The sequence below is a fragment of the Methylomagnum sp. genome (genome assembly GCF_054333355.1).
In genome coordinates this window covers 1-4,585 of the sequence record NZ_JBTEKS010000353.1, presented here as the reverse complement: position 1 = coordinate 4,585, position 4,585 = coordinate 1, and the positions used below count along the sequence as shown (strand labels likewise).

Sequence of the window (4,585 nt, the reverse complement as noted above, 5' to 3'; positions counted from 1 at the left end):
AGCGCGTCGAACACCTGGAACCGCGAGGCCAGCCCCACCAAGCGGGGTTCGGTGGCGGGGTCGAGGTCGTTGCTGATGCGGGCGAGGCTGTTGCCCTGGGTGAAGAACTTGGGCGCGGTCCAGTCGAACTCGGTGCTGCCCAAGGGGTTCCGCCGGGCCTGGGTGTTGCTGTAATCGTAATAGGCGACGCCCGCCTTGAGGCGCGAATCGCCGGCGAACAGCCAGTCGAAGCCGGTCTGCGCCGCCCACATCCATTTGTCGTGGGAGGACAATTCGATTTCCTGCAAGGGGAACACGCCCAGGGTCAGGAACGCCTCGTTGGGCCGGGTGAATCCCGTCTGGAACTGCTGGAGTCCCGCCGTCGTGGGCGACTGCGCCCTGACCGGCTCGTAGCCCTTGAGGGCCGGATCGTCCTGGCCGAAGGGCAAGCGGAAAGTGCCCGCCACGCCTTCAAAATTAAGGTCCGGGTCGAACATATTGTCGGAGCTGAACCACGGATTGGGCATCCGGCCCGCCCACAAGGTCATCCAGTCGTAGCCCTGGCCGTCCCGGTAGTCGTATTGCAGGAAGGCGCGGTCGAGGGCGATGTCGTATTGCGTGCCGTACTGGCCCAGGGTTTGGTTGATGGAAATGGGGTTGCGGTCGTTGCTGGTCGTCACCCGCACCGCCGCTTTCAAGCCCTCGGCGATCTCCGCCTCCAGCCCCAGCCGGAACCGCATCCGGTAGCGCTGGCGGTCAACGGTGGTGTTGCGGTAGGGGTTGTCCACGCTGGCGAGACCACCCTTGGCATTGATGTACGGCCAGTTGAAATAGCTGTTCGGCTGATTGTTGTCCCCGAAAAAGTCGTTCTCGTAGCGCAGCCGCATATCGCCGTAAGGATGGATGCGGCTGACCCACTCCGGCAGGGCGGCGGGGATGCCCCACTGCTCGGCCTTGGCCTGGTCCTTCACTTGCTTGGTCACTTTGGCTTCCAGGTCTTTGGCGACTTCCGCCCGAATCTCGTCCTTCACGAAATCCGGCACATACGTCACCCGCACGGTGCCGTCGGCGGATTTGCCCTTGCCGCTGGGTTTGGTGTCGGCGGCGGCTTGTTCGGCTTCCTTGCGGGCTTCCGCCTTGGCCTCGGCGGCGGCTTTCTTTTCCGCCTGCTCGATCATGGCGCCGGCCTTCTGCTTGTCCAGCACGCCTTGCTGAACGAGGAGGTCGATCAGGTTCAGGGTGGTGTTGCGGAGTTTCAGCAGTTCTTCTTTCTCGTCCGCGCCAAAAGCGGTGGACGAGGCCAGCGTGCCGGAGATGAGCAACGCCAGCGGTAGGATTTTGGGATTGGCTTTCATCAAATTCCCCAGGGTCATGGGTTCGTTTTGTTATGGGATGGCTGTAGGTCGGGCTTAAGCCCGACCTACGGGAAACGGGATTTACGACCGCACCCGAATCTTCACCGGCTGCGGCATGTTCTCGGGCGGTGGCTTCAAGCGCCCGCGCAATCCCCCCAACGCGGCCCGTAGCGCCTCGTCGATTTCGGCGGTGCCGCTGGAGTTCGCCAATTCCACCCGGCTGACGTTGCCGTCGGGACTGATCCAGATTTGCAGGACCGCCGAGTATTTGCTGTGACGGGCCTTGTCCTTGAGGCTGCGTTGCAGTTCCTCGGACACTTCCCGCTGCAATTGCTGGCCGTACCAAATGATCGAATTGCCACCGCCCCCGCCGAGCAGGCCATGCCCACCCTTCTTGCCCACCAGCCCAAAGGCGTCCCCGCCCGCGCCGCCGTCGCCATCCACGCCGAGTTGGTCGCCGGGCGGCGGTTCTTCCGCTGGTTGTTCGGGTTCCGGCTCGTCCGGCTTCGGCTCCTCGATTTTTTCTTCCTTGACCTCCGGTTCCGGCGGTTTCTGCACGGGTGGGGGAGGCGGTGGGGGAGGTGGCTGGACGACGCTGATTTGCTGGACTTGCTTCTTGGTTTGCACTGGCTTCTGGAACATATCCCGCATCAGGTAGACGCCGAGCGCCACCAGGGCGACCAATAACAGGCCGAGCGCCGCCGGGAGATACCGGAGCCAACGTTGCTTCTTGTTCATAAGGGCGGGGCTACTTGACGAGCTTCTGCGTCACCAGCCCCAACTGGCTGATTTCGAGGCGGGTGACCACGTCCAGCACCTCGATGACCTTCTGGTACTGGATGGCGGCGTCGGCCTTGAGCACCACCGGCAGGTCGGGCGTCGCGGCCTTGTACTGGGCCAGCCGGGTTTCCAGTTCCTGGATGGTGACCGGGTAGGTGTCGAGGTAGATCGTCCCGTCCGGGGTGATGGAGACGGCCTTGGTCTTGGGCTTGGAGAGGCTGGGCGTGCTGCTGGCCTTGGGCAGGTTCACCGTGATGCCCTGCACCGTGGCGGTGGTCATGATGATGAAGATCAACAGCAGCACGTAGGCCACGTCCAGCATCGGGGTGATGTTGATGTCGTCGTAGACCTTCTCCTCGGATTCGACTTTCATGCCGCGACCTCCGACAAGATCCCTATAGGATGGGTGGAGCTTGCGGAACCCATCGCTTCGGGCAAGGTGGCTTGATGGGTTTCGCTGCGCTTCACCCATCCTATAAAAAACATGCTTTTCATTGGCTTACCCCCGCGAACGGTCGGCGACGGTTTCCGACAGCATCGCCAGGAACTCGTCGGAGAACACCCGCATGTCGGCCACCAAATCCTTGATCTGGACCAGCAGGTAGTTGTAGGCGAACAGGGCGGGAATCGCGACCGCTAGCCCTGCCACCGTCGCCAGCAGCGCCGCCGCGATGCCGGGGGCGATGGAGTTGATGTTCACGTCGCCGGAGGCGGCGATGACGGCGAAGGTGATCATCACGCCGACCACGGTGCCGAGCAGCCCGAGGAACGGCCCCCCGGCGATGGCGATGGTGAGCAGCACCATCTTGCCGTTGAGCCGCTGGCTCTCCCGCACCACGATGGAGTCCATCTTCACCCGGATGACGTTCAGGGCTTCCGGGGTCAGCGGCTTGTTGGTGTCGCCGACGCGCTTCTTCATCTCGCGGATGCCCGCGTGGTAGAGGTGGTACAGGGGCGAGCTTTGGTAGTGGTCGTGCTTGCCGACCAGGGCCGAGAGGAATTCCGAGTCGGCCAATTCCTTGTCCTCCTCGGTGTCGTCGTGGTCCAGCTTGGCGGGGTCGTCGCTGGGGCTGAGGGCTTCGTAGGCGGCCATGAACGCCTTGTTGTCCTTGCGGACCCGGGCGATGACGAACGCCTTGATGACCATCACCACGACCGCCACCACGAACATTACGCCGGTCAGGGCGATGACCACCCAGCCGTCTATCGTGACGCTCTGGATGATGACGCCGAAGGAACTGGTGCCGCCCGCGCTCTGCTTGCCCTCGTCCTGGCCGTAGTTGACGACGGTGAAATCGAGGCTCTGGCTGCGGGCCGACAGCTTGATCCAATCGGCGCTGCGGGCGGCGTTGGAGACCTGCACCTCGTCGAGGAAGCCCGCCAAAAAGCCGCCGGACGCGCCGCCGCCCAGGGTGAGCGAGGGATTCATCGCCACCGGCGCGACCGGCGATTCCCCGGCCTTGTTGCCGTCCACGTACAGTTCCAGCGTGCCGGGCCTTAGCACCACGGCCACATGCCGCCACTGGCCGGGCTGCTGCACCGGGGCGGGCGCGGTTTCCACCGGCTTGCCACCCGCCACATAACGGGCCACCACGGTGGCGTTGCGCAGGACCAGTTCCAGGGCGTTGGCGCCCTCGGCGGCGCGGAACACGGTGGCCTCCGGCTGGCCCTGGTCGATCTTGATCCAGGCCGAGAAGGTCCAGCCCTTGGCCGGGTCGAGTTGCAGGGAGGGCGAGGGGTTGACCTCGATGACGCCAGTCGCCGCGAACTCCGCCGCCGCGCCGATCCAGCCGTTGGGCTTGATGGCCGCCATGGAGCGGGCCGCGTTGTTGCCGTAGGCGGTGGCGTCCTTCGGGATAGGATTGGCTTCGTCGAAATGGAAGACTAGGGCTTGGTTCACGTCATAGCTGCCGCCGGTGTCGCCGCCTTCGGGCGCTTCCTTGTTGCCGTAGTACATCCAGAAGCCGTCGGTGCTGGCCCCGCCTTGAAGGCGCGGCACCTTGACCCAGGCCAGGGCCATCTCGTTGACGGGGTCGAATTTCTCGACGTGGAATTTCAGCGGCGTCTTGTCGTCCACCATGAAACGGACATCCTTGCCGCCCTCGGCCAGCTCGCCGAAATAGCTGAAATTGCCGGTGTGCAGCCGGACCAAGATGGGAAAGTCGGCCACGCCGTCGCGGATGTCCGCGCCGGTCAGGCTGGCGTCCAGGGTGATTTGTTTGCGGGAGGTCCAGTCGTCGTTCCACCAGGACCAGGCCAATCCCGGCGCGGCGGCCAGGCACAGCAGTAGGAGGATGCCCCGAAATTTCATTTTTACTTCGTCGCTCTGGGTGTAGTCAGTGCGGCGGAGTATGTGACGTGAATATTTAGGGTCAGTTACGGAAATATTGCGGAATGATGACGGTGGGCGGAGGGCGGAACTGCGCTAACGCTGAGGATGTGGCCGAAAACCATATCCCGGAATCAGCGGA

Annotated in this window: 4 protein-coding genes; all 4 read right to left on the bottom strand. The window is 63.8% G+C overall.

Annotation, left to right across the window (positions count from 1 at the left end; genetic code table 11):
• Nucleotides 1-1,334 (bottom strand): putative porin (locus tag ACXWUF_RS19050; RefSeq protein WP_458496163.1); only part of this gene is annotated, 1,334 nt, incomplete at its 3' end.
• Between the two features lie 81 nt (nucleotides 1,335-1,415).
• Nucleotides 1,416-2,072, bottom strand: a complete 657-nt coding sequence (locus ACXWUF_RS19045) for an energy transducer TonB family protein (RefSeq protein ID WP_458496162.1) — start codon at nucleotides 2,070-2,072, stop codon at nucleotides 1,416-1,418.
• A gap of 10 nt (nucleotides 2,073-2,082) precedes the next feature.
• Nucleotides 2,083-2,487 carry an ExbD/TolR family protein gene (locus tag ACXWUF_RS19040; RefSeq protein WP_458496161.1) on the bottom strand — a complete coding sequence of 135 codons (405 nt, stop codon included), beginning with the start codon at nucleotides 2,485-2,487 and terminating at the stop codon, nucleotides 2,083-2,085.
• Nucleotides 2,488-2,613: 126 nt separating this feature from the next.
• A complete protein-coding gene (locus ACXWUF_RS19035; RefSeq protein ID WP_458496160.1) occupies nucleotides 2,614-4,425 on the bottom strand; it encodes a DUF2341 domain-containing protein in 1,812 nt (603 codons plus the stop codon).
• Nucleotides 4,426-4,585 lie beyond the last annotated feature (160 nt).

What these genes read in the sequence shown, in the direction of transcription:
- ACXWUF_RS19035 (WP_458496160.1), bottom strand. Translation starts at nt 4,425, where the DNA reads ATGAAATTTCGGGGCATCCTCCTACTGCTGTGCCTGGCCGCCGCGCCG.
- ACXWUF_RS19040 (WP_458496161.1), bottom strand. Translation starts at nt 2,487, where the DNA reads ATGAAAGTCGAATCCGAGGAGAAGGTCTACGACGACATCAACATCACC.
- ACXWUF_RS19045 (WP_458496162.1), bottom strand. Translation starts at nt 2,072, where the DNA reads ATGAACAAGAAGCAACGTTGGCTCCGGTATCTCCCGGCGGCGCTCGGC.